A 19,734-nucleotide genomic window follows, 5' to 3' on the forward strand; every position below is an offset into this window, starting at 1 on the left:
GCCGTCGCCCAGGATGGATCGAGGATCTGCATGATATCGCACAAGCAAAGGCAAAGGTCCCAGCGCGTTTACCGTTCGGTGCAAGGGTTGAAGGAGCGGCGAATAACGAAACCAAAATTACTAAAGTTCCGTGACAGGCCGGAATCTGGCCGCGTGCCGCGTCTTGGCTTTCCGAGGGCGCCCGTCGTGGGCGTCCATGACGGAGCCGAAAGAAGACTATGCGACACACGATGCTCAAGGACGTCCTGCTGTGCGGCGCCATGGCCGGCGCCCTGCTGGCCGCACCGACCATCCATGCCGCTGAAGCCAGCGCCCCCGCCACCCCTGCCCCCAACGCCGCCGACGCCGGCACCCCCGACGCCAGCACGGACGGGACGCTGGACGAAATCCTGGTCTTCGCCAACCGCGACCAGGCCGACACCGCCAAGATGCGCTCGTCCAACACCGTCGACATCATGTCGGCGGCGGAGCTGGAGCACACCGCCGTCCACAACGTGGCCGAGGCCCTGGGCCTGCTGCCCGGCGTGACCGTCAGCAACACCGGCCAGTCGGTGGCCGGCGGCATCGATGGCGCCTCGCGCGGCGAAGGCATGCTGGTGGCCATCCGGGGCATGAACTCCGAATTCGCCGTCGACCTGATGAACGGCGTGGAGGTGGCCCAGGGCCTGCCCTACAGTCGCAGCGTGCAGCTGGACCTGCTGCCGCCGTCCGGCCTGCAGACCATCGTCGTCAACAAGACGCTGGACGCGTCCATGAGCGGCGACGCCATTTCCGGCACCGTCGACTTCCGCACGCCCACGGCCTACGACTTCGCCAATCCGCTGCACTTCAGCATCCAGGGCGGCGCCCGCCTGGAAAGCCGGGCGCGCGACTATGGCGAGACCGGCCTGGGCGGCAACACCGCCGCCGAGGTGGCGACCCAGTTCGGCCGCGACCGCCAGTTCGGCGTCTATGTCAGCGGCTATTACGACAAGCGCTACTTCACCAACAGCGAGATGGCGGGCATCGACAGCGCCCACAACGACGGCGGCTGGGGCTTCGCCGTCAGCAGCGCCAAGAACGGCTCGACCAACCCGGCGGGCACGGACCCGGCATCCAACCTGCGCCAGACCGGCATCAGCGTCGGCGTGTCGGACGGCAGCACCGAACGCTACGGCGGCAACCTGTCGCTGGACTGGCACCCGGACGACACCACCGCCGTCTTCCTGCGCGGCTCCTTCGCCCGCGAGAACGCGGTGCAGAACAGCACGCTGAGCCAGATCATCAGCACGGACAAGAGCTGGAACGCCCTGGCCAACGGCCTGTACGGCCTGAGCGTGGACAAGTACCGCACCTCCGTCTGGTATGAGACCAACCCGGAACGCGCCGACCTGTCCACCCTGCAGCTGGGCGGTGAGAAGAAGCTGGGCGCCCTGACCCTGACGCCCACCCTGTTCTTCAGCGCCGCCAACAACGACCGCCCCAACCACATCGAGGCGTCGGCCCGCAACGACCAGTACAGCAGCGACGCCCGCTTCCCCAGCGGCATCAGCGGCATGGGCACCAATGACGGCTACCCCGTGCCGGTGTTCAGCCCGGGCATGTACGACGCCCTGAACAACGCCGCCACCGCGCTGTGGGCCCGCCGCGCCGGCCAGCTGACCCAGCAGGGCAGCCATCAGGACAAGTACGGCGCCAAGCTGGACGGCCAGTACGACATGAACGACAACGGCCCGCTGTCCTTCATCAAGGCCGGCGTGAAGTTCGTGGAAAGCGACCGCGCCGTCACCAACCGCGACTGGACCAACCCCTATTTCTCCGCCCTGGGCTATCCCAACAGCACCTGGTCCAGCCTGGGCATCGCCAACGGCTATTATTCCTCCGTCTACCCCGGCCGCTACAGCTGGTCGGTGCCCAAGGTCAACCAGCAGGCCCTGCTGGACTATTTTTACAAGCTGCAGACGGCCGGCAGCTTCGACACCTGCAACGGCAACTACGTCGACAACATGAACTGCAACACCCTGAAGGGGCGGGAGCAGGTGACGTCGGCCTATGTCATGGCCGACCTGCAGTTCGGCCAGGTGGAGGTCATCCCCGGCATCCGGTTCGAGCACACCGACATCCACAACACCTTCTGGCAGCTGGACAACAGCGGCAACAGCGTGGGCCATTGGGAAAACAGCAGCACCACCTACAACGAGCCGCTGCCCAGCGTGCTGGTGAACTGGCGCCCCGACAACGACACGGTCTACCGCGCCAGCGTCAGCCAGTCCTACACCCGCCCCGCCCTGGTGCAGCTGGGCGCCTCCTCCTCCGTGTCCATCAGCGCCGACACGGGTGTCAAGACCATCACCCAGGGCAACCCCAACCTGAAGCCCATCGAGTCCACCAACCTGGACATGTCGGGTGAATGGCACAACAGCCAGGGCGGCACGGCCTCGGCCGCCGTCTATTACAAGCGGCTGTCGAACTACCTGTTCGACAACGGCTCCACCCTGGTGAACCCCTTCAGCACCACCAGCAACCTGGTCAGCATCAGCCAGCCCAAGAACGGCGGCGACGGCGACGTCTACGGCATCGAGCTGGCGTTCCGGCAGAAGTTCGACACCATCCTGCCCGGTTGGCTGTCGGGCTTCAGCATCGGCGGCAACGTTACCCGCCAGTGGTCGGTGGTCGATACCGGCATCAAGGGCCTGGACGCCGACCAGCCCATCCAGAACGCCCCCGGCTGGCTGGCCAACGCTACCCTGTCCTACGCCGTGGGCGGCTTCTCCGCCGACCTCGGCTACAACTACACCGGTTCCTACCTGGCCTATTATGATTACCTGGGCCAGGGCGGCAGCTGGGACAACATGTGGGTCCGGCCGACCAACCGCCTGGACCTGCACGTGGGCTACAAGTTCGACAACGGCTTCGCGGTCGATGGCTCCGTCTCCAACCTCACCGGTGACTACACCTATTGGGCGCATATCGGGCACAACAGCCTGACGCTGTCGAACATCGTCGATAGCGGCACCACCGCGCTGATGACCGTCAAGTATACCTACTGATCCGTCCTGCTACCGGGGGTGGGGCCGTGAGGTCCCGCCCCCCTTGCCACCCCCGCGTCCCCATCATCCGGAGCCTGCACATGGCGCAGCCCTCCATCATAAATCTGCAGCCTGCCGTCGCTATGACCTTGTCCGCGCCCATTGGTCGGCGGAGAGGAAAGATGGACAATCAGGCCGATGCCAGGGCCAAGAGCGATGCGCCGTCGGCGTTCGACGGCGCGGAGTTCGAGGCGCACCAATCCGTGCTGCGCGGCTATTTCGCCCGCCGCGTGCGCCAAGCGCAGGACGTGGACGATTATGTCCAGGACGTCTATCTGCGCGCCCTGGCCGCCGCCCCCGCCCGGGGCGTGGACAACTGGCGCGCCTTCCTGTTGCGGGTGGCCAGCAGCCTGCTGGTCGACCGCTTCCGCCGCAACGCCGCCCGCCACCAGGACGCCCACGACGGCCTGGACGAGGTGGCGGAACTGGCGGACGACGGCGCAGCCACGCCCGAGCACACCGTCATGGTCCGGCAGGAGCTGGCCAGCCTGGAGGCGGCGCTGCGCGACATCGACCCCCTGGCACGGCATGCCTTCCTGCTGGTGCGCGTTGATGGGCTGAGCCACCGGGAAGTGGCCGGCCGCCTGGGCCTTGAGGTCAAAATGGTGTCTCGTCAAATCGAACGCGTCCTGGCCCACCTTGCCCGGACGATGGTGGAGCCGGCGCGTTGACCTCCACCGATCACGATCAAGCCTTGTTGGAAACCGCCGCCGCCTGGATGCGGCGCATACAGGCGGGAGAGCTGGGGCCGGAGGGCCAGCGGACCTTTCGCGCCTGGCTGGCCGCCGACCCCCGGCACACCGCCGCCATGGACCTGGTGACCCGCGCCTGGACGGCCAGCGGCACCATCGATGACAAGGGCGCGCTGCGGCCGGACCTGACACGGGCCCGCGGCCTGCGCCTGGCCAACGAGAAAACGCGCCCCCACCGGTCCTGGCGCCCCATCGCCTGGATGCCGCCCCTGGGCGGCCTGGCCGCCGTCCTGGCCCTGGCGCTGGTCTGGCTGTGGAATGGCGCGGTCAGCGAGGCCGACTACGTCACCGCCGCCCATGACCACCCCCAGGTGACCCTGTCCGATGGCACCGTCATGCGCCTGGGCGGATCCACCCACCTGCATGTGCGCATCGACCCGCTGGGCCGCCGCGTGGACTTGGCCCAGGGCGAGGCGGAGTTCCAGGTGACACATGAGGCGCTACGCCCCTTCCACGTGATGGCCGGAGCACTGGAGGTGCGCGACCTGGGCACGCGCTTCACCGTTTCATCCCACGGCGGGCAGGTGCGCGCCGTGCTGCTGGAGGGGGCGGCCGAGGTCCGCGACCGCGACAGCGGCCGGGTGCTGGCCAGCCTGGCACCCGGGCAGCAGGTGGACCAGGACGGCTGGGGGCCCCTGCGCCTGGGCAAGGCCAATGTGGACCAGGTCAGGGCCCGCCAGGATGGCCGCATGCTGTTCGATGACGTGCCCCTGGCCCAGGTGGTGCCGGAGGTGGCGGCGCGTACCGGCATCGTCCTGCGCCTGGACGACCCCGCCCTGGGCGCCATCCGCGTCAGCGGCAGCTATCGCGCCGACGATATCGCCGGCTTCCTGGCCGCCCTGGCCCGTCTGCATCCCATCACCTGGCGGCAAGACGCCAATGGGGATTATCGGATTGCGCGCCGGCGGTAAGCCCCAGCCCCGGCCCGGACGCCGCCAGGGGCGCCGCCTGGCGGCGTCCTGCGCCGTGCTCCCTTTGTTGGCGACGCCCGCTATGGCGGGAAGCGCTTTCTTTATCGCGGAACAACCCCTGGGTAGCGCGCTGTTGGACCTGGCGCGCCAGTCTGGCCGCGACGTGTTGTTCCGGCCGGAGCTGGTGCGCGGCTGCCGCGCCGGCCCGCTGGCGGGCGTGACGGATTTCGAGGTGGCGCTGGGCCGCCTGATATCCGGCTGCCACCTGCGCCATCGCCTGGGCGACGGTGGCGCCATCGAGTTGGAACGGGCGTCGCCCACCCCGGCCGTGGCTCCCGCCGCCAGCCAATTGCCCGAGGTGCTGATCGTCAAGGCCCCCTACCATGGCGTGCCGCCGGCGGAGATTGCCGCCACCGCCCTGACCGACAGCCTGACCGCGGCGGATCTGCACAACGGGGCGGACCGCACTCTGGCGGAAAGCCTGGGCCGGCTGGCGGGGGTCAACGTGCTGGTGACATCCCTTCAGGGCGACCTGGGCGGCATCGACCGGGCGGCGCGGGGCGAAGGCCAGTTCGCCGCCGTGCGTGGGCTGGACAGCGCCTACGCCGTCACCCGCCTGGATGGGGTGTCGGTGGCGCAGAGCATGCCCTACAGCCGCGCCGTGCAACTGAGCCTGCTGCCGCCACTCGCCATGGACGGGGTGGAACTGACCAAGACGCCAGACGCCCACGACGACGGCGACGCCACCGCGGGCCAGTTCGACCTGCGCCTGGCGTCCGCCCTGGAGGGCGGGGAACATACCCGCCTGCTGGTCCAGGGCAATTTGGACGAACGCTCCGCCAGCCTGGGCCGGCCCTCGGGCGGAGGCCTCGCCACCGTGGATATCGCCCGGCAATTCGGCCACGACCACAGCCTGGGCCTGGCCGCCACCGGCTATTACGGCCGCAACCGTTTCGCCAGCGTGGAGCAGTCCTACCAGTCCACCCAGTTCGAATACCGCCTGGTCGATGCCAGCGGACAGACGCCGGCCGGCATGGACCCGGCGCGCAACCTGCTGGCCACCTCGCTGAACGTGCAATATTCGGAAGGGGAGACGCGGCGCTGGGGGGGCAGCCTGGCGGGGGACTGGCAGCCCAACGACGCCTTCCGCGCCTTCGCCCACGTCACCGTGGCCACGGCCGACACCGACCAGGAGGTCTACCAGATGGGCTTTCAGGGCGGGCGCGACCCCAGCTTCATCACCCGCGTCGCCCTGGGCAACGGCCTCTATGAGAACCGGAGCGTCAAGACCCAGGTGCATTACTGGTTCGAGACCAACCCTGACACCGCCACCCTGGGCACGGCCCAGCTGGGCGCCGACTGGCATACGGGCGCCCTGACCCTGTCACCCCGCCTGTTCTACACCTGGGGGGAGAACGGCCGGCCGCAGCATATCGAGCTGTCGTTCTGGAACCCGACCGGCACCACCGTGAACCAGGGCCTGAGCCTGGGCCATCAGGACGGCTATCCCGTGGTGGCGGGGCCATCCGGCGCCCTGGCGATGGCCGACGGGGTGGAAAGCCTGCCCGTGTCCAACCGCGGCCAGATCACCAGCCTCTCCAGCCGTCAGGACAAGCTGGGCGGCGCCCTGGACGGCAAGCTGGCCGTGACCCCCGACGCCACGCTGGAAGCCGGGGTGAAGATCACCGACAGCCAGCGCGACAGCTACCGTCGCGACCAGGAAGGGCAACTGGTGGGCGGGCTGGGCGCGGTGGATGCCGGCACCAGCGTGGCCGACCTCGCTGCCGTGGGCTTGCGCGCCGGTACGTTGGCCGCCCCTCTGGCTGGCATATACAATTTCACATTTCCCCTGATCGACGCCGATCGGCTGGCGCAGTTGTACCGCCAGCGCGACGGCACCGCGACCTGGACGGCCGATGCCTGGAACAGCAACACGCTGAGCGGCGGGGAACGTACGGTGGCCGCCTATGCCCAAGCGCGGCTGACCTGGGATGACCTCACCCTGCTGCCGGGGTTCCGGGCGGAATTCTCCGACCTGACCAACCGCTATTGGCTGTCCGGCAACAACGGCGTGCCCACGGGCGGCGTCCATTACGGGTGGAATGAGAGTGACAGCCGGTTCACCGCCCTGCTGCCCCGCGTGCTTGCCCGCTGGCAACCGGATGAGCGCTCGACCTACCGCGCCGCCGTCTGGACCAGCCAGACCGCGCCGTCGCCCTATCAACTGGCGGGCAATGCCACCGCCACTCAGGACAGTGACGGCGTAGTCACCATCACCCGGGGCAACCCCGACCTGAAGGCGGTGGACGGCCTGAATTTCGACCTGTCCGGCGCCTGGACCTGGGGCGGCCACACCACCGGGGAGAATGGCCGGCTGGAGCTGGCGCTCTTCCACAAACGGCTGAAAAACTACCTTTACGACGCCGGCGGCGGCCTGGCGGTGGGGTCCCCCACCAGCGACGCGCAAGTCCGCCTCAGCGTGCCCACCAACGGCGGCACCGCCCGGCTGACCGGCGCGGAGCTGTCGGTGGACCAGGGACTGGCGCCCGTGGCCGACACGCTGCGTGATTTCCACCTGGCCGGCACACTCAGCTGGGAGACGACCGCAGTGCGTCTCAACAGCCCTGATTTGAACGCGGTGGAGCGGGTGCAGTATGCGCCCCGCTGGCTGGCCGGGGTGCAGTTGCGCTACGACCGCGACGCCCTGCATCTGGCCGTGGACTACCGCTGGGCTGACGATTACGTGCAATCCTACGGCACCGCCTTTGTTTCCGGAGGCGGAACGACCTTGGCGGGCAGCGGGCTGGATACCTGGGTGCATCCCACACGACGGCTTGACATCAGCGCCGGCTATGATGCCGGCGGGGGCTTGGCCGTGCGGCTGACGGTGCGCAACCTGGGCGACGCCCTGGCCTACCGCACCAGCGTCGGCCGTCACGGCGACGCCGTGGTGCAGACCATCGCCGCCGGCCGCAGCTATGAACTCAGCCTGCAACAGGAGTTTTGATGACCATGCCCCTGCGCCTGGCCACCGTCCTGGCCGCTCTGCTGCTGGCCCCGCCCGCGCTGGCGGCCGATGCCGCCGCCCTGGCGGGCGCCTCGGCCCTGACGCGCGAGGCCCTGGCCCGCTTGCGCGCGGATGTCGACACCATACACGACCCGGTCATCAGGGCCGCGACCGAGGATGCCCTGTTCAACCCCGCCACCTGCGTGGCCCATCGCGCCAACCTGGACCAGGCGGGCAGGCGGGCCATCACCGACCGGCTGGTGGCCGAGGGCTTGGCCGATCCCGGCGCAGGCTTGGTGAATGGACTGTTCCCGGCTTTGCCCGGCGAGGGCGGCCCCTGCCCCCATCTGCCCCAACCCTTCGCGGCCGCGCCTGGGGGCAATGCCGGCAGCCACCATTCCTGGCCCGGCGGCCTGCCCCTGCACGAAGCGTTCAACGCCCAAAGCGCCAAGGATTTCGCCACCACCTACCGGGCCATCGACGGTGTCGGCCTGGATGGGCAGGACGATTTGATCGCCGCCGCGCCGCTATGGCATGACTGGGCCAAGGCCCTGCTGTTCGTCTGGCGGCCGGATGGCGGGTTGCCGCCCGAGGCATCCCTGGGCGGGCATGGACCCGATGGTGACTACCGAACCGGCGCCCACCACATCCTAGGCCTGGCGGAGGCGATGGCCCGCCGCCTGCCGGCCGACCTGGTCATCGTCCAGGCCTGCGCCCACCAGGCGCCGGAGCGGGGCAAGCCCGATCGGCTGGTGCACTGGCTACGCGCCGCCGCCATCATCGCCCGGGTGGATCCGGTGGCGGCGGGTTACCTGGCGCCGGCGCAGGCGGGGGACCTGACCCTGCCCGGCATGGCCCCGCCCGGCGTGACGGAGATCGTCGGCGTGCCGCGCTGGTGGTCCGCCTGCCTGATCCACGCCCAGTCCGACCACAATTGGGTCTACGCCGAACCGGCTGTGGAGGATGCCGACGCCCTGCTGCGCCAATTGGCCCCTCGCTTCGGCGTGGATGCCAGCGACGCCGCCCGCTACACCTGGGGCTATCGCCACGCCGTGCTGAGCCGCCTGGGAGCGGCGCGTGTACAATCGCTGGCGGCCCAGGGCGGACTGGACGCCCTCGCCCAAGCCTTGACCCAACTGCGCGCCCAAGGCGTGTTTTGACCCCTGCTGCTGGAAAGATGCCCGTGACCCGCCTTCTTCCCTTTCTCCTGGCCGGCCTGATGCTGGCGACCGCCCCGGCCCAAGCGGCACCCGACGCCACCGTGGCACCTCGTGCCGCGAACGGCCAGCCCCTGACGCTGGAGCGGGTGGTCATGCTGGTGCGCCACGGCGTGCGGGCGCCCCTGGATACCGAGGCCGCCCCCGGGCTGGCGCAGGGCCCGTGGCCGTCCTGGCCGGTGGCGCCCAGCCATCTCACGCCCCATGGTGCCGCCGCCGCGAGCCTGATGGGCGCCTTTCAACGCCAGTGGCTGGCCGCCAACGGCCTGCTGCCGGCCCAGGGCTGTCCCGCCGCGAACCAGGTGGCGATCTGGACCAATTCGGCGGAGCGGACCATCCGCACCGGTGAGGCCATGGCGCAAGGCTTGGCGCCGGACTGCTCCCTGCCCGTGGGGCACAAACCGCCAGGCACGCTGGACCCGCTGTTCGATCCGTTCGAGGCCGGTGCCGCCACCGTGGATGCCGCCGCCGCCGTAAAGGCCATGGAGCCCGAGATGGGCGACGTGCGCAACGCGTCCACCTACCTAGTGCCCGCCATCGCGCTCACCATACGCGGCCTGGGCTGCGACAAGACCTTGCCGGCCTGCGACCTGGTGCAGGAGCGCACCGTCATCAGCCCCAGCGCCGACAACCGCGGCGTGGACCTGCGCGGCCCGGTGGCCCAGACCGCCGGCGCGGCGCAGATCTTCATCCTGGAATATCTGGAAGGCATGCCGCCGGACCAGGTTGCCTGGGGCCGCTTCGGCGCGGGCCAGGGCCTGAGCGACGCGCTGGCGCAGATTTCCCGCCTGCACGGCCTGCAGTTCGACGTCTTCGCCCGCAACGCCTATATGGCGCCGCGCAAGGCCGTGGCCCTGGCGCCGCGCATGGTGGAGGCGCTGACCGGCGCCGGCCAGCCGCCCGTCACCCTGCTGGTGGGCCATGACGACAACATCGCCGCCATCGCGGGATTGCTGGACGTGCACTTCCAGGTCCAGGGCTATGGCGAGGATGACCCGCCCGTGGGCGGCGGCCTGCGGCTGGAGTTATGGCGTGACGCCACCGGCCAAGCCCTGGTCCGCGTCGCCTATGTCGCCCAGACGCCGGACCAGGTGCGCAATCTGGCGTCCCTCAGCCTGGCCAGCCCGCCGTGGAGCGCCGTGCTGCCCCTGCCCGGCTGCGGCGCGCTATGCCCCGTGAAGACCGTGGCCGACAAGCTGTCGGTCGCCCCCTGATCCCCGCCCGGAAAGACCGCCCATCATGATGGATCGCCGTTCGCTTCTTCGCCATGCGCTGGGCGGTGCCGCCCTGGCCGGCCTGCCGCCCGCCCTGGCCCGTGCCGCCGCCATCCCCGCCGACGTGCGCACCGGCACCATCGAGGATGTGGCCCACATCGTCGTGCTCATGCAGGAAAACCGGGGCTTCGACCATTACTTCGGCACCCTTTCGGGCGTCTGCGGCTTCGGCGACCGCTTCCCCATCCCGGTGCCGCCGGGCCCGGATGGCCAGCCCCTGACCGTCTGGGACCAGCGTGACCGCACCGATCCGCACCCGCGCCTGGTCAACCCCTTCCACCTGTCGACCAAGGCGCATTTCGACCTGATGCGCATGCTGGGCACGCCGCATCAGTGGGCCAACGCCCAGGCCGCCTGGGACAACGGCCGCATGGCGCACTGGCCGGAAGCCAAGACCCAGCGCGCCATGGGCTATTACGCACGGGAGGACATCCCCTTCCAGTTCGCCATGGCGGAGGCGTTCACGATCTGCGACGCCTACCACTGCGCCATGCACACCGGCACCAACACCAACCGCCTGTTCCTGTGGACGGGCACCAACGATCCCCACGGCAAGGGCGGCGGGCCGGCCCTCGACAACCCCGACGACGACCTGACGAAGCCGGACGCGGCCAGCACCCCTCGCTTCTCCTGGACAACCTACCCGGAACGGCTGGAGGCGGCGGGCATCAGCTGGGGCCATTACCAGGACATGGCCGACAATTTCGGTGACAACCCGCTGGCCAATTTCCTGCAGTACCGCGCCGCCTATCGCGGCGATCCCGGTTCCCGCGCCGTCTTGCGGGAAAAGGGCCTGTCCACCCGGGCGCTGGACAAGCTGCGCGAGGATGTGCTGGCCGACCGGCTGCCCCAGATTTCCTGGGTCGTGGGTACGGAGGAAGGATCGGAGCATCCCGGCCCTTCCAGCCCGGCGCAGGGGGCGGCCTACACCGCCCAGGTTATCGACGCGCTGACCGCCAACCCCAAGGTGTGGGCGCGCACCGTGCTGTTCATCACCTTCGATGAGAACGACGGCTTCTTCGACCATGTGCCGCCGCCGGCCCCGCCGTCGCCCGACCCGGACGCGCCCGGTGGTTTCGCCGGCGCCAGCACGGCGGTAACGGACGACGACTATCACCGGCTGAAGGCTCCCGGTGCCGATGGCGACGATTTGAACCTGCGCGGCCGGCCCTATGGCCTGGGGCCGCGCGTGCCCTGCTACATCCTGTCCCCCTGGTCCCGCGGCGGCTGGGTGCATTCGGAGGTGGCCGACCACACCTCCATCATCCGCTTCATGGAGCACCGTTTCGGCGTGATGGAGCCCAACATCTCCGCCTGGCGGCGGGCGGTGTGCGGCGACCTGCTGACCGCCTTCGACTTCAGGACGCCCAACGCCAAGCTGGCGCCTCTGCCGGACACGGTGCCCACCCGCGACCGCGCCCGCGCCATCGTCGGCCAGACGGTGCCGGAAACGCCGGTGGCCCCGCCCCATCCGGTGCAGGAGGCCGGGACCCGGCCGTCGCGCCGGCTGCGCTACGCCCTGGAGGTCGCCGGCCAGGTCGACACGGCCGCCGGCACCCTGCGTCTGGATTTCTCCGCCGGGGCGGGCCAGGGCGCCAATGGGCAGGGCGCGGTCTTCCACGTCTATGACCGGCTTCGGCTGGACGCCATCCCCCGCCGCTACACGGTGGAGGCCGGCCGCACGCTGTCGGGCGATTGGCACCTGACGGGGCCGGACGGCGCCTATGACCTGTGGGTGCGCGGCCCCAACGGTTTCCACCGCGCCTTCACCGGCACCCGCGCGGGCGCCGCCGGGATCAGCTGGGCGGTGGAGGGCGAGTCCCTGCGCATCACCGTGGCCCCCGGCACGGGCGTGAGCGTCCAGCCCGGCGCCTATCTGGACCATCACCGGCCCTGGACGCCGGGGCCGGAGGGCGGCGTCATGCGCTGGCCCCTGCGCCCCACGGGCGGCTGGTACGACATGGTCATCACCGGCGACCATGTCCAACGCCGCCTGGCCGGCCGCGCCGATGGCGACTGGCCGGCCAGCTCCGATCCGGCCATCGGATCTACGCGCCCGGCATGAACATCGCGCGGGCGGCCTTCACCGCCTCAACGATGAAGTCGGAGGTGATGCGCACCCGCGCCAGCGCGCGCAGGTCGGAATGGACGATCAGCCAGAAGGAGCGGGTCAAGGATACCGTCTCAGGCAAAACCCGGCGCAAGCGCGGCTCCTGCCCTGCCATGAAGCAGGGCAGGACGCATAGCCCCTGCCCCGCCAGGGTCATCTGGTATTGGGCCAGCAGGTTGGAACTGGTGATGCTGGGCGACAGGTCCTTTTCGATCAGGGGGACGTAGTCCAGTTCCGGCGCGTAGATCAGTTCGCCGATATAGCCGATCAGGCGATGGTCGCGCAGGTCGGCCCGGCGCTGCGGCGCCCCCCGCCGGCCGAGGTAGTCCTGCGCCGCGTACAGGCCCAGCTGATAGTCCGTCAGCTTGCGGGCGTGCAACCGGCCCTCGCGCGGCGGGGCCAGGCCGATGGCGATGTCGGCCTCGCGCTTGGTCAGGCTGAACAGCCGGGGCGTGGTCACCAGTTCCACCAGCAAATCCGGATGGGCCGCACCCAGGTCGCCCAGGCGCGGCGCCAGGAAGACGGTGCCGAAGCCGTCGGGCGCACCGATGCGCACGCTGCCCGCCACCTTCAGGCTGGATCCCGCCACCTCCCCCAGGATGCCCAGCGCCACGGATTCCATGGCCTGGGCGGAGGCCAGCAGCTTCTCCCCCTGGGGTGTCAGGGCATAGCCCTGGACGCTGCGGGTGAACAGCTGGGTTTGCAGGGTGCGTTCCAGGTCGGCGATGCGGCGGCTGAGGGTGGAGTGGTCCACGCCCAGGCGCCGGGCCGCCGCCGTCAGCTTGCCCGCCCGCACCACCGCCAGGAAGGACTGCAGGGCGTCCCAGTCAAATGAGCTTTCCATATGGGAATTCCCGCACAGCCGAGGGCGAAATCAGCACCCTGTACGTGCAGGAATATGAATGCTTAACTGGGGCAAAACAACTACAGCAGGAGGAACGCGCATGACCCGGGAACTGACCCATTTCATCAACGGCCGTCCTGTGCCGGGCACGTCCGGCCGCTTCGGCGATGTCTACGACCCCAACACCGGCGAGGTGCAGGCCAGGGTGCCGCTGGCCTCGAAAAGCGAGGTGGAGGCCGCCATCGCCGCCGCCGAGGCCGCGCAGCCGGCCTGGGCCGCGACCAACCCGCAGCGCCGCGCCCGCGTGCTGATGAAGTTCGTGGACCTGGTCAATCGCGAGATGAACAGCCTGGCGCGGCTGCTGTCCTCCGAGCATGGCAAGACCATCGCCGACGCCAAGGGCGACATCCAGCGCGGGCTGGAGGTGGCGGAATTCGCCATCGGCATCCCCCACCTGCTGAAAGGGGAGTACACCGACAGCGCCGGCCCCGGCATCGACATCTATTCCATGCGCCAGCCCCTGGGCGTGGTGGCCGGCATCACCCCCTTCAACTTCCCGGCCATGATCCCGCTGTGGAAGGCCGCGCCCGCCATCGCCTGCGGCAACGCCTTCGTTCTGAAGCCGTCGGAGCGCGACCCGTCGGTGCCGCTGCGCCTGGCGGAACTGTTCCTGGAGGCGGGCCTGCCCGAGGGCGTCTTCAACGTGGTGAACGGCGACAAGGAAGCGGTGGACACGCTGCTGACCGACCCGCGCATCCAGGCCGTGGGCTTCGTCGGCAGCAGCGCCATCGCCAACTACATCTACGCCACGGCGGCGGAACACGGGAAACGCGCCCAGTGCTTCGGCGGCGCCAAGAACCACATGATCATCATGCCCGATGCCGACCTGGACCAGGCGGTGGACGCGCTGATTGGCGCCGGCTACGGCTCGGCGGGGGAACGTTGCATGGCCATCTCGGTGGCCGTGCCGGTGGGCCGGGCCACGGCCGAGGCCCTGGTGGAACGGCTGGTGCCGCGCGTGGAATCCCTGCGCGTGGGCCTGTCCACCGATGAGGGCGCCGACTACGGCCCCCTGGTGACGCGCGACGCGCTGGAGCGGGTGCGCGGCTACATCGACGCTGGCGTGAACGAGGGGGCCAAGCTGCTGGTCGACGGGCGCGGCTTCAAGATGCAGGGGCACGAGAACGGCTATTTCATCGGCGGCAGCCTGTTCGACCATGTCACGACGGACATGAGGATTTACCAGGACGAGATCTTCGGCCCGGTGTTGTCGGTGGCGCGGGCCGACAGCTATGAGCAGGCGCTGCGCCTGCCCAACGAGCATGCCTACGGCAACGGTGTCGCCATCTTCACCCGCGACGGCGACACCGCCCGCGACTTCACCAATCGGGTGAACGTGGGCATGGTGGGCGTAAACGTGCCCATTCCCGTGCCGCTGGCCTACCACACCTTCGGCGGCTGGAAGCGCTCGGGCTTCGGTGACCTGAATCAGCACGGTCCGGACAGCGTCCGCTTCTACACCAAGACCAAGACGGTCACCTCGCGCTGGCCCTCCGGCACCAAGGAAGGCGCCAGCTTCGTGATCCCGACGATGAGTTGAGGCTTATGGAGGGATGGGGGCCGGCCTCAGGTCGGCTGGCCCCCGCCGACCAGCAGTTCCATGAAGGTCAGGTCCAGCCAGCGGCCGAACTTCGTGCCGGCTTCCGAGAAAACCCCGGCGGTGCGGAAGCCGACCTTGGCGTGCAGGGCGATGGAAATGGCGTTCTCGCTGGCGATGGCCGCGATCATGCGGTGGATGCCCCGTTCCTGCGCGCAAGCCACCAGGGCGCGCAGCAGCGCCTCCCCCACGCCGCGTCCCTGGGCCTGGGGCGCCACATAGACGGAATTCTCCACCGAGTGGCGGAAACCATCGAAAGGGCGCCAGTCGCCATAGGCGGCGTAGCCCACCACCTGCCCCTGCCCCTCCCCCTCTGCCACCGCGACCAGCACCGGGAAGTTCCGGGCCATGCGCGCTTCGAACCACTGGCGGCGGTTCTCCAGATCCACCTGCATGTCGTTCCAGATGGCCGTCGTATGCACCACCGCGTGGTTGTAGATGACGCGGATGCCTTCCAGATCGTCCAGGGTGGCCGGGCGGATGGTAACGGTCTGGGTCATGTGGGCGATCCGTTCACTATAGTTTCATTGCGTCTACTATGTGATACAATGCCGGCATGGGCAAGTGGGGTTCGGTAAGCAGATGACGGGAAACGGTGATGAGTTGGATGCGCGGCTGGGCGCCCGCATCCGGATGGAGCGTGAGGCGCGCGGCTGGTCGCTGACCGACCTGTCGGACCGCGCCGGCGTGTCGCGCGCCATGATCAACAAGATCGAGCGGGCGGAAAGCAGCCCCACCGCCTCTCTGCTCGGCCGGCTATCGGGCGCCTTCGGCCTGACCCTGTCGGCCCTGCTGGCCCGGGCAGAGGATGACGGACGCCGCCGCCTGTTGCGCGCCGGGGAGCAGCGCAGTTGGCGCGACCCCGCCACCGGCTATGTCCGCCGCCTGGTGGCCCCACCACCGGGGTCCGACCTGCCCCTGGAACTGGTGCACATCGACCTGCCGGCGGGGGCCCGCGTGCCCTTCCCCGCCTCGGCCTACGCCTTCACCCGCCACATCATCCACGTGTTGTCCAACGAGTTGACCTTCACCGAGGGCGACATCGAGCACCGGCTGGCGGCTGGCGACAGCCTGGAACTGGGCCCGCCGGCCGACTGCGTGTTCGAGAACCGGGGCGACCGGCCCTGCACCTATCTGGTGCTGATCCTGCAGCCCTGAGGCCGTCAGGCGAAGTCTGTTGACCGTGTCAGGTCTTCCCACGCCGTGATCTCGGCCTCCATCGCCGTCAGCTTGTCGCGCACCAGGACCAGGGCGTCGGTGCCCAGCAGCAGGTGCAGCGGCGGCGCGTGCACCTCGATCAAAGTCAGCAGCGCCTGTGCCGCCTTGGCGGGGTCGCCGGCCTGGCGGCCGCTCTTCTCCTCCCGCGCCTGGCGCACCGGATCGAACAGGCGGTCATAATCGGCGATGGCACGAGCGGAACGGACCATGGAGCGGCCCGCCCAATCGGTGCGGAAGGAGCCCGGCGCCACCGCCGTCACCCGGATGCCCAGGTCGCGCACCTCCTTGGCCAGCGCCTCGCTGACGCCCTCCAGCGCGAACTTGCTGCCACAGTAATAGGCCAGGCCGGGCATGGTGATGAAGCCGCCCATGGAGGTGATGTTGACGATGTGCCCGGCCCGGCGTTGGCGCAGGAAGGGCAGTACCGCCTGGATCATGGCCACGGCGCCGAAGACATTGACCTCGAACTGGCGGCGCATTTCGGCCAGCGGCGATTCCTCCAGAATGCCTTCGTGGCCATAGCCGGCATTGTTGACCAGCACGGCGATGGGGCCAACCTCATGCTCCACCATCGCCACCGCTGGCGCCATGGCATCGGTGTCGGTGACATCCAACAGGATGGCGCGGGCGCGGGTCGGGTGCAGGGCGGTGAAGGCTGTCCGCGCCGCCGCGTCGCGCACGGTGCCGACGACGGTATGGCCGGCCGCCAAGGCGGCCTGGGCGAAGGCGCGGCCGAAGCCGCTGCTGACGCCGGTGATCAGGAAAATCTTGGGGTCCGACATAAGGAGGTTCCGCCGATGGTTGGATCGGTGGGGAGTTGGCCACAGGGCCCGGATCTGCGGTATGCTACATAAACTCGATGCGGCTATTAGCTGAGAAGATAGAATGCGCGGCAGTGAATTCGCCGACCTGCGGGCCTTCGCCATGATCGCGGAGCAGGGGAATTTCTCCCGCGCCGCCGCCCAACTGCGGGTCACGCCGTCGGCCCTCAGCCAAACCATCCGTGGGTTGGAGGAACGGCTGGGCGTCGCCCTGTTCAACCGCACCACCCGCAGCACCGCCCTGACGGAGGCCGGCGCCCGCCTGCTGGCCGGTTTCAAGCCGGCCATGGAGCAGATGGAGGCGGCAGTGGCCGACGTCGGCAATCTGCGCGGCACGGCCACCGGCGCCGTGCGCCTGCACCTGCCGCGCCTGGCGGCGGCCACCTTGCTGGAGCCGGTGCTGGGCCGTTTCCACGCCGCCTATCCCGGCATCGTGCTGGAACTGGCCATCGACGACGCGGTGGTGGACATCGTGGAGGCCGGGTTCGACGTGGGCATCACCCTGGGCGAATTGCTGGCCAAGGACATGGTGGCGGTGAAGCTGGGCCCCGACCTGCATCAGGTGGCCGTGGCGTCGCCCGACTACATCGCCCGTCACGGCCGGCCGCAGACGCCCGCCGACCTGCACCACCACCGCTGCATCAACTGGCGCAAGCCCGGCAGTGGCAAGCTGTATAACTGGGAATTCCAGGCGGATGGCCGCTGGTTCGTCGTGGCGGTGGAGGGGCCGCTGGTGGTGTCGCACCGCGACACGGCGCTGCAGGCGGCGGCCCAGGGCGTGGGCATCGCCTTCGCCTATTGGTCGGACCGGTGGATGAAACCGCTGATCGACCAGGGTGCCCTGGTACCGCTGCTGCAGGAGTATTCCCCGCCCTTCCCCGGTTGGTACCTGTACTATCCCAAGCAGCGCCACACCCCGCCGGCGGTGCGGGCGCTGGTGGATTTCCTACGGCGCACGGCGCAGGAGCCGACGGCTTAATCATTTCGAACAGCAATTACTGAAATAGGAATTCATGTGATTATGTGATCATCAAGGCGCCGCTATCCTCCCGGACATCGCCACCACGGGAGTGACAACCGATGCTGATCGCGCACTACAGCCACCGCCTGACGGCCGACTACGACCTGGACATCCTGCGCAAGCGGGCCGAGACCAACGCCGCCCGCTGGGCCGCCATGCCCGAGCTGTACTTCAAAGGTTTCCTGCTGCGCCAGGCGGGCCGGCATGGCGCCATCGCCAACGCCTATTCCGCCCTGTATCTGTGGCGGCACGACGCGGCCTTTCGCGATTTCCTGGTGCACAACCGGTACAAGACCGTCACCGACACCTTCGGCCGGGCGGACATCGACGTGCGCGTGGCACTGGACGCGCGCAAGGGTCGCGCCCGCGACGCCCGCTACGCCGTGGTGGACAATGCCCCCATCTCGATGGACACCGCCCTGGGTGGGCTGTGGGCCGATGAAATCGCGCTGAACCGCGAGGTGGCGGAGGGGGACGGCATCGTGGCGGCTGCGGTGGGCGTTGACACCCGCACCTGGACCCTGACCCGGGTTCGCCTGGCTACGGAAGCGCCCCCGAACCCGCCGGCCACAGCCGTGATCTACCAGGTGTTGCAGTTGGCCCGGCCGCTGCTGGAAACGCTGCCCTCAAGCCGACAGGAGTGACGGCGCCAGCTGGAAACGCTGGAACCGGCCCAGTGCTTCCTCGATGGCGGCCTTAAGGTCCGGCCGTTCCGGCACCATCCAGGTCCAGCGCTGCACCAGCAGCCGGCCGGCCTGGCGGTCGGTCTTCAGGTCCAGGGCCGCCACGATCTCATCCCCCACCAGCACCGGTAGGGCGAAATAGCCCAGCACCCGCTTGGCCGCCGGTACATAGGCCTCGAACCGATGGACATAGCCGAAGATGGCCTCCAGGCGCTTGCGCTGGATGACCAGGGGGTCGAAGGGCGACAGGATGTGCACCAGGCCGGCCGGCACGGGCGGCAGCGCGGTTTCCAGCACCGCGGCCTCAGCCCAGTGGGGCACCTTCTCCACGCCGGCGATGGTCACCGGCGTCAGGCGGCGGGCGCGTACCGCCTTCTCGATCAGGGGCAAGACCTGGGCCTTCAGGCCCAAATTGCCGTAGCAGATGGAATCCAGGCTGACGAGCCCTTGGCTGCGCAGCGCGCGGTTCAACAGATAGTCGGCCACCTGCCCTGGCGTCGCCGGACGGGGCCGCCGTTCCCAGCCGAAATGGCGGTCGGTCAGCTCATAGGCCTTCAGCATGCCGTCGCGGCGGGAGATGGTGAGGTCGCCGTTGTAGAAGCCGAAGTTCAGCAGGCGCTTGGACGGCTTGCGGCTGGCCCACAGGTGCTCCTTCTCCACCAGCACCTCATCGTCGATGTCGCGGATGCTGAGCGCCCCCTCGTCCCCGATACGGCGCAGCAGGGCGTTGTAATCGCGCCGGTTGATGGCGGCGTAGTGGGGCGGCGGGTTATCGCGGATTTGGCGCATGTCCGGTGCGAAATAGCGATAGTCGGCCGTGGGGATGTAGGCCAGGGCGTGCGCCCAGTATTCGAAGACCGACTTGTCCACCGACTGCGCCGCCGCCAGGTCATCCCGGACGTAATCAGGGATGCGCGTCTGCAGGATGTGGTGGTGGCTGCGCTCGATGACATTGATGGTGTCGATCTGGACATAGCCCAGATGCTGTGCCGCCCGCGCCACCGCCTCCGGCCCCGCGCCGAACGGGGCCGGTTCCAGCAGACGCTGGGCCGCCAGCCACAGGTGGCGGGCGCGGGACGCGGAAATCTCGACAGGCGTGCTGGGCATCAGGCCGAATCCTCGGGGCGTGGAAGCCGTCTTATACCCATCAA

Annotated in this window: 15 protein-coding genes; 11 read left to right on the forward strand and 4 right to left on the reverse strand. The window is 69.3% G+C overall.

Annotated elements, in window-relative coordinates:
• Positions 1 to 218: 218 nt before the first annotated feature.
• The 7 genes from FBZ89_RS19985 to FBZ89_RS20015 all read left to right on the forward strand — a co-directional run bounded on the left by FBZ89_RS19985 (position 219) and on the right by FBZ89_RS20015 (position 12,294).
• Entirely contained in the window at positions 219 to 3,029 is a 2,811-nt protein-coding gene (locus tag FBZ89_RS19985; RefSeq protein WP_246172369.1) for a TonB-dependent receptor, read from the forward strand.
• A 161-nt stretch (positions 3,030 to 3,190) separates the two neighbouring features.
• Complete coding sequence (locus tag FBZ89_RS19990) at positions 3,191 to 3,739, forward strand: RNA polymerase sigma factor (RefSeq protein ID WP_186457457.1); 549 nt, start codon at positions 3,191 to 3,193, stop codon at positions 3,737 to 3,739.
• On the forward strand, positions 3,736 to 4,731 hold the full coding sequence (locus FBZ89_RS19995) for a FecR family protein (protein ID WP_145751610.1): 996 nt from the start codon (positions 3,736 to 3,738) through the stop codon (positions 4,729 to 4,731). Before FBZ89_RS19990 ends, FBZ89_RS19995 begins: the two co-directional genes overlap by 4 nt.
• An 82-nt stretch (positions 4,732 to 4,813) precedes the next feature.
• A complete protein-coding gene (locus FBZ89_RS20000; protein WP_186457458.1) occupies positions 4,814 to 7,738 on the forward strand; it encodes a TonB-dependent receptor in 2,925 nt (974 codons plus the stop codon).
• Entirely contained in the window at positions 7,738 to 8,898 is a 1,161-nt protein-coding gene (locus FBZ89_RS20005) for a hypothetical protein (RefSeq protein WP_186457459.1), read from the forward strand. The genes FBZ89_RS20000 and FBZ89_RS20005 overlap by 1 nt, the downstream gene beginning before the upstream one ends.
• Positions 8,899 to 8,921: 23 nt before the next feature.
• Positions 8,922 to 10,169 carry a histidine-type phosphatase gene (locus FBZ89_RS20010; protein WP_186457460.1) on the forward strand — a complete coding sequence of 416 codons (1,248 nt, stop codon included), beginning with the start codon at positions 8,922 to 8,924 and terminating at the stop codon, positions 10,167 to 10,169.
• 25 nt (positions 10,170 to 10,194) lie between these two features.
• A complete protein-coding gene (locus FBZ89_RS20015; RefSeq protein WP_145751614.1) occupies positions 10,195 to 12,294 on the forward strand; it encodes a phosphocholine-specific phospholipase C in 2,100 nt (699 codons plus the stop codon).
• Here FBZ89_RS20015 and FBZ89_RS20020 read toward each other — a convergent pair.
• The gene (locus FBZ89_RS20020) at positions 12,278 to 13,183 is read right to left on the reverse strand and encodes a LysR family transcriptional regulator (protein WP_145751615.1); all 906 of its coding nucleotides are present in this window, start codon (positions 13,181 to 13,183) and stop codon (positions 12,278 to 12,280) included. The two genes, FBZ89_RS20015 and FBZ89_RS20020, sit on opposite strands and share 17 nt — an antisense overlap.
• Before the next feature lie 100 nt (positions 13,184 to 13,283).
• Here FBZ89_RS20020 and FBZ89_RS20025 point away from each other — a divergent pair, with 100 nt between their 5' ends.
• Positions 13,284 to 14,783 (forward strand): CoA-acylating methylmalonate-semialdehyde dehydrogenase, encoded by a 1,500-nt coding sequence (locus FBZ89_RS20025; RefSeq protein WP_145751616.1) that lies wholly within the window; start codon positions 13,284 to 13,286, stop codon positions 14,781 to 14,783.
• Positions 14,784 to 14,809: 26 nt separating this feature from the next.
• Here FBZ89_RS20025 and FBZ89_RS20030 read toward each other — a convergent pair whose 3' ends face one another.
• A complete protein-coding gene (locus FBZ89_RS20030) occupies positions 14,810 to 15,340 on the reverse strand; it encodes a GNAT family N-acetyltransferase (RefSeq protein ID WP_145751617.1) in 531 nt (176 codons plus the stop codon).
• 82 nt (positions 15,341 to 15,422) lie between these two features.
• Between FBZ89_RS20030 and FBZ89_RS20035 the strand changes: the two genes are divergently transcribed.
• On the forward strand, positions 15,423 to 15,998 hold the full coding sequence (locus tag FBZ89_RS20035) for a helix-turn-helix domain-containing protein (protein WP_145751618.1): 576 nt from the start codon (positions 15,423 to 15,425) through the stop codon (positions 15,996 to 15,998).
• Between the two features lie 5 nt (positions 15,999 to 16,003).
• Here the strand turns inward: FBZ89_RS20035 and FBZ89_RS20040 are convergent, their stop codons facing one another.
• Positions 16,004 to 16,840 (reverse strand): oxidoreductase, encoded by an 837-nt coding sequence (locus FBZ89_RS20040; RefSeq protein ID WP_145751619.1) that lies wholly within the window; start codon positions 16,838 to 16,840, stop codon positions 16,004 to 16,006.
• A 103-nt stretch (positions 16,841 to 16,943) separates the two neighbouring features.
• On the opposite strand from FBZ89_RS20040, the gene FBZ89_RS20045 reads away from it, so the two are divergent.
• Both FBZ89_RS20045 and FBZ89_RS20050 read left to right on the forward strand, forming a co-directional pair.
• Entirely contained in the window at positions 16,944 to 17,858 is a 915-nt protein-coding gene (locus FBZ89_RS20045; RefSeq protein WP_145751620.1) for a LysR family transcriptional regulator, read from the forward strand.
• Positions 17,859 to 17,959: 101 nt separating this feature from the next.
• Entirely contained in the window at positions 17,960 to 18,544 is a 585-nt protein-coding gene (locus FBZ89_RS20050; protein WP_145751621.1) for a DUF4865 family protein, read from the forward strand.
• On the opposite strand, the gene FBZ89_RS20055 is transcribed toward FBZ89_RS20050, so the two are convergent.
• On the reverse strand, positions 18,527 to 19,690 hold the full coding sequence (locus FBZ89_RS20055; RefSeq protein WP_145751622.1) for a winged helix-turn-helix domain-containing protein: 1,164 nt from the start codon (positions 19,688 to 19,690) through the stop codon (positions 18,527 to 18,529). The two genes, FBZ89_RS20050 and FBZ89_RS20055, sit on opposite strands and share 18 nt — an antisense overlap.
• Between the last annotated feature and the right edge of the window lie 44 nt (positions 19,691 to 19,734).

It is taken from the genome of Nitrospirillum amazonense (assembly GCF_007828045.1).
Lineage (GTDB): Bacteria > Pseudomonadota > Alphaproteobacteria > Azospirillales > Azospirillaceae > Nitrospirillum > Nitrospirillum amazonense_C.